Genomic DNA, 5,509 nt, shown 5'->3' with positions numbered 1-5,509 from the left:
GCGCTGGTCCCGGTGGTGCTCCACGGCCGCGGCGACCGACACCCGGTCCGGTTCGCGCACCCGGCGCACGCCCACCGCGAAACCCGCCGCCGCGGCGGCCGACTCGAAGGCCGACAGCAGCGACGCCGGGCCGTACAGGGTGGAGTTGCGGGCGACCACGCCGAGGAACCCCGGCCGGCCGGACGCGAGTGCGCGCGCGGTCCAGTCGGGGCGGTAGCCCAGGGCCTCGATCGCGGCCAGGACGCGCCGCTTGGTCAGGTCGCGGACGTTCGGCAGGTCGTTCACCACCCGGGAGACCGTCTGGTGCGACACGCCGGCGAGCGCGGCCACGTCCGCCATCGACGGTTCCCGGCGCCCGCGGACCAGGACCCGGGCGGCGACGGCCGCCGCGACGACGAGCACCAGCAGGACCGCCTGGGGCGTCGGCGGCGCCCAGGTGGTGACGGTGGCGGCGCCGAGCGCGGAGACCTGGAGGAACAGGCGGCGGGTCGAGCGGGCACCGCCCTTCAGGAGGCGGGTGTCGAAAACCTTTTCGGGGATGGTGGCAACTCGTTGTCACCGGGCGCCCTAACACGGACCGAAAACTTTTTGGCCAGGGAGGCGAGAAGGGGGTAGCGGCAGACCCGGGCGTCCGCGCTCATCGCCTCGGAGTTCCGCGGGACGCCGGTGTCGAGGGGACCGGCACGGCCGTCAGCTGTACGCCTTCGCCTGGAGCCCGAACAGCTCCGCGTAGGTGCCCGCCGCGGCCATGAGCGTGGCGTGGTCGCCGGTTTCCACCACCCGGCCGTCCCCGACCACCACGATCAGGTCGGCCGCGCGCACCGTGGAGAACCGGTGGGACACGAAGACGGTGATGCCGCCGGTCCGGCCGGCGACCCGCTTCGCGTGGTCGGCGCACCGCTGGAACAGGGCGTGCTCCGCCTCCGGGTCCAGCGCCGACGTCGGCTCGTCGAGGACGAGGAGCAGGGGCTCCTCGCGCATCATGGCCCGGCCCAGCGCCAGCTTCTGCCACTGGCCCCCGGACAGCTCCGCGCCGTCGGCGTAGCTCTTGCCGAGGTGGGTGCGCAGGCCGTCGGGCAGGCCGTCGAGCACGTCGCCGGCGTCGGCGCGGTCCAGCGCTGCGCGGACGGCCGGTTCCGACGACGCCCTGGGCAGGTCGCCGAGGCCGACCACGTGCTGGGCCGCGAACTCGTAGCGGACGAAGTCCTGGAACCCGGCCGCGATCCGCGTGCGCCACTCGTCCACCGCCAGGTCGCGCAGGTCGGTCCCGTCGACCAGGATCCGGCCCTCGGTCGGCCGGTAGAACCCGCAGAGCAGCTTGACCAGCGTCGACTTGCCCGCGCCGTTCTCGCCGACGATCGCGACGGTGGCACCGGCCGGGAGGTGGAGGTCCACCTCGCGCAGCACGGGCACGTCGGTGCCCGGGTAGGCGAAGGCCACCCCGTCGAACCTGATCCCGTCGCGCAGCCGGTGCGGCGGCGAACCGCCGGGGCGCGCCGGGGCGGCGTCGGCCACCGACGCGGCGACCTCGGTGAGCCGCCGGTACGCGCCCGCCATCCGCTGGAGGTCGCCCAGGAAGGTGACGGCCGTGGCGACCTGCTGGTTGACCTGGGCGGCGAGCACGACCACCAGCACGACGTCGCCGACCCCGCGCCGCCCGGCCATCGCGTCGCGCACCACCAGCAGCACGCCCGCGACGTAGGCGAGCGCGAAGACGACCTGGCCCGCCGCGCGGATCCCCGTGGCGGTCAGGTGCGCGCGCCACAGGCCCCGCGTCGCCCGCTCCCACGACCGGCCGTGCCGGGCGCGCAGCTCCCCCTGGACCCGGGACACCCGCAGCTCGCCGGCCAGGCGCGCGGAGGTGGCCAGGTGGAACAGGTTGAGCGCGGTCCTGGTCTGCTCGGCGGTCGCCGTCCGGGCGCGGTCGAGCACCCGCTCGGCCGCGCGGCCGGCCAGCAGGGGCGGCACCGCGGCGGCGGGCAGCAGCAACAGCAACGGGTTCTGCGCGGCCAGCAGGACCGCGGTGAGCGCCACGGCCGGCACGAGGCCGACACCGTTGAGCAGCGCCTCCAGGCCGGTCCGGAACTGCCTGCCCTCCTGCCGCAGCACCGTCCACGTGTCGGCGTGCTCGGCCCGCTCGTGGTGCTCGATGCCGGCCGAGCCGTTCGACACCTCGATCACGCGCTCGTCGAAGTCCAGCTCGGCCAGCTCCGCCAGCTCGTAGTAGGCCAGGTGGGCGAAGTGCGAGAGGACCAGCGCCAGCACCGCCAGCACGGCGACGACCGCGCCGGCGAGCACCGCGCGCCCCGTCGCGCCCGCGACGACCTCGCGGGTCATCCACCCGAGCGAGGCCGCCAGCAGCGGGGCGGCGACGGCCCCGGCCGTCATCAGGACCACCGCCACCGCCGTCTTGCGCGGGTTCAGCCGCCACGCCGTGGCGATCACGTTCCACGCCCCGGTCAGGAGGACCTTCACCCGGTCACCCCTTCGACCGTGCCGGTGAACCGGTCCGCCTGGAGCCGGAACAGCTCGGCGTAGCGCCCGTCGCGGGCCAGCAGCTCCGCGTGGCCGCCCCGCTCGGTGACCCGGCCGCGCTCCAGGACGACGATGAGGTCCGCGTGCCGCACGGTCGAGAACCGGTGGGAGATCAGCAGGGTGGTCGCGCCGCCGGCGAGGCGGGCGAACTCCTCGAAGAACCCGGCCTCCGCGCGCACGTCCAGGCTCGCCGTCGGCTCGTCCAGCACCACGACCGAGGACCCGTGGCGCAGCGCGAACAACGCCCTCGCCAGCGCGACGCGCTGCCACTGGCCGCCGGACAGCTCCGCCCCTCCGGTGAGGTGCCGCGCCAGCGGCGTGTCCAGCCCCCGGGGCAGGCGGGCCACGGCGCCCGACAGCCCGACCGAGTCGACGACCTCGCGGATCCCCGCCCGGTCGTCCAGGTGGTCGACCGCGCCGAGCCCGACGTTGTCCGCGACGGACGCCTCGTACCGCACGAAGTCCTGGAAGATCACGCCGAGCCGGGCGCGCCACTCGTCGAGCGGGAACTCGCGGATGTCCACGCCGTCCAGCGTGATCCTGCCCGAGGTCGGCTCGTAGAGCCTGGCGAGCAGCTTGACCAGGGTGGTCTTGCCCGCGCCGTTCACGCCGACGACGGCCGTGCAGCGGCCGACGGGGATCGTCAGGTCCAGGCCGTCGAAGACCGCCCGCCGCTGCCCGGGGTAGCGGAAGCCGACCTGCTCGAACCGGATGGCGTGGACCGGCTCGGGCACCACCGGGCGTCGCGCGGGGGCGGAGCGCCCCTCGTGGGCGTCGACGTGGTGGGCGTGGACGTGGTGGGCGTCGACGTGGTGGGTGTCGACGTGCTCGGCGAACCGCCGCACCGCGTCGTGGGCCCTCATGCCGATCGCGGTCGGCAGGTCCGCCTCCGGGTAGTGGTCGCCCAGCCGCAGCAGGCCGAGCGCCGCCGTCGCGACGAGCACGAACCCGGTGAGCGACCTCTCGTGCGCCGTCGCGCCCAGCACCGCGAAGACCACGACCGCGACCGCCAGGCCCACGACCGAGAACCGGACGAACGGCCACAGGTAGACGGCGCGGCGCTCGGCCCAGAGGGGCCGGAGGAAGCGGAGGTGGCCGTCCCGCAGGCGCTGCCGCAGCCAGCCGACCAGGCCGAAGACCCGGATCTCCTTGGCCGCGGCGCCGCCGCCGGCCAGCTCGCGCAGGTAGTCGACCTCGCGCTGCTCGGCGGCGAGCAGGGACCGGGCCCTGGCGTACCGGCGCAGCCCGCCGCGCTGGCCGTGGCGGAACAACAGCACGGTGACGACCAGCGCCGCCGCCGCGGGCCACGAGAACACCACCCCCACCGCGACCGCGCTGCCGGTCAGCTCGGTGTACCGCGCGATCAGCGCGAGCAGGCCGGTGGCCGCCCGGCCGGGGCTCTGCACGCCGAACTCCACCTCCCGCGCGGCGGTCCGGAGCGCGTCGAGCGCCCGCTGGTCCTCCAGCGGGCCGAGGCCGGGGCTGCGCAGCGACGCGGCCATCAGCTCGTCGAACACCAGGCCGTCGACCCGGCGCGCCACCAGCTCGCCCAGGGCCCGCTCCACCGGGGAGAGCAGCTGCCTGGCGACGAACGCGCCGGCCGCGACGCCGAACACCGCGACCAGCGAGTCCCACTCGCCGGAGCCCGGCCCCGCGGCGACGGCCGCCGGGACCCGCCCGAGCACCACCGCCGTCGCCACGGTGAACACGACCGGGAGGCACCCGAGCAGCAGGTCGACCGCGACCAGGGCGGCGACCAGCCCGCGACCGGCGCGGGGCAGCAGCCTGGCGATGTCCCGTCGTGCGGCGAACCGGCGTCGCGCCGTGGCGACCCGGGAGCCGTTCCCCATGCCGGCCGCCTAACCGGCGACGCTGTTCCGCGCCACGTGGTCGGCGCAGCGGGGCAGCCCGCGTTCCTCGACCACGTCGTTGAACGCCGAGAAGCGGATCGGGGGCGTCTCGGTGAGCAGCCGGATGATCGGCGTGTCGTACTTCTCCGCGATGTAGCGGTAGTTCTCGCGGGCGGACCTGCTGTTGTCCTCGTGGTCCTTCTCGTGCGGGTAGTGGATGGAGCTCGCCTCGCGCAGGACGCGCAACCGGGCGCCGTCGCGGTGCAGCCGGTAGGCGAGGTCGAGGTCCTCCCCGCCCCACTGCCGCAACGCCTCGTCGTACATGCCGATCGAGCGCACCTGCTCCGTCCGCGCCGACGCGTGGCAGGTCCAGTACATCAGCCACGGCGCGGGCAGGTGGCCGAAGTCGTCGGAGTGCCGGGCGTAGAACGGTTCGCGCACGTCCAGCCACGACCCGGTGCGCGCCATGGTCGCGATGGTCGAGTCCACGTCGTCGACGTCGACGGACTTCCGGATGAGGTGGGCGTCCTCGTTGTCGAGGTTGAAGCAGTACACGTACCCGTTGAGCGCGAGGGGTTCCTCGGAGGCCTCGTGGGCGGTCAGGTGCGCGCGCAGGGCCGCGGAGTGCAGCAGCACCCCGGAGTCGACGAAGACGGAGATCTCGCCCTTCGCGTGCCGGAGACCGACGTTCCGGGCGCGGGCGACCCGGTAGCCCTCGTCGGGCTGGTGGAAGTAGCGCAGGTCGAGCCGGTCCTCGAACCCCCGCACCGCGGTCGCCGTGTCGTCGCTGGAGCCGTCGTCGACGACCAGCACCTCGAACCGGTCGCGGGACAGGTCCTGCTTGGCGAGCGCGTCGAGCGTCAGTTCCAGCAACCGCCTCCTGTTGTAGGTCGGGATGACGACCGTGCAGCGTAATGGGCTACCCACGAGAGGCTCTCCTCAGAGGTCCCGCCAAGGACGTCGGTGGCGGGTGCCCCCCACCGATCACCGCGCGAGTCTGCCGAGGGTCGCGAGCACAGGTCAACATCGCGGGCGGAGTTCCGCAGTCCCGACGACGTGGGCGCGGGCGGCCCCCGCCCGGGCCGCCGCCCCCCCGGTGACGGACACCGGGCCCGGCCGGGTGC

General features: G+C 75.0%; 4 protein-coding genes. All 4 read right to left on the bottom strand.

What is annotated here, in order from left to right:
* Window positions 1-402: LacI family DNA-binding transcriptional regulator (locus tag ACFV4N_RS39075; protein ID WP_499677723.1), on the bottom strand; the 402-nt coding region annotated here is incomplete at its 3' end.
* Between the two features lie 288 nt (window positions 403-690).
* Window positions 691-2,475 (bottom strand): ABC transporter ATP-binding protein, encoded by a 1,785-nt coding sequence (locus ACFV4N_RS39070; protein WP_499677722.1) that lies wholly within the window; start codon window positions 2,473-2,475, stop codon window positions 691-693.
* The gene (locus ACFV4N_RS39065; protein WP_499677721.1) at window positions 2,472-4,385 is read right to left on the bottom strand and encodes an ABC transporter ATP-binding protein; all 1,914 of its coding nucleotides are present in this window, start codon (window positions 4,383-4,385) and stop codon (window positions 2,472-2,474) included. Before ACFV4N_RS39065 ends, ACFV4N_RS39070 begins: the two co-directional genes overlap by 4 nt.
* Window positions 4,386-4,394: 9 nt before the next feature.
* Entirely contained in the window at window positions 4,395-5,312 is a 918-nt protein-coding gene (locus ACFV4N_RS39060) for a glycosyltransferase (RefSeq protein ID WP_499677720.1), read from the bottom strand.
* Between the last annotated feature and the right edge of the window lie 197 nt (window positions 5,313-5,509).

It is taken from the genome of Actinosynnema sp. NPDC059797, from assembly GCF_042732085.1.
GTDB lineage: Bacteria > Actinomycetota > Actinomycetes > Mycobacteriales > Pseudonocardiaceae > Actinosynnema.
This window is presented reverse-complemented; position numbering and strand designations above follow the sequence as displayed.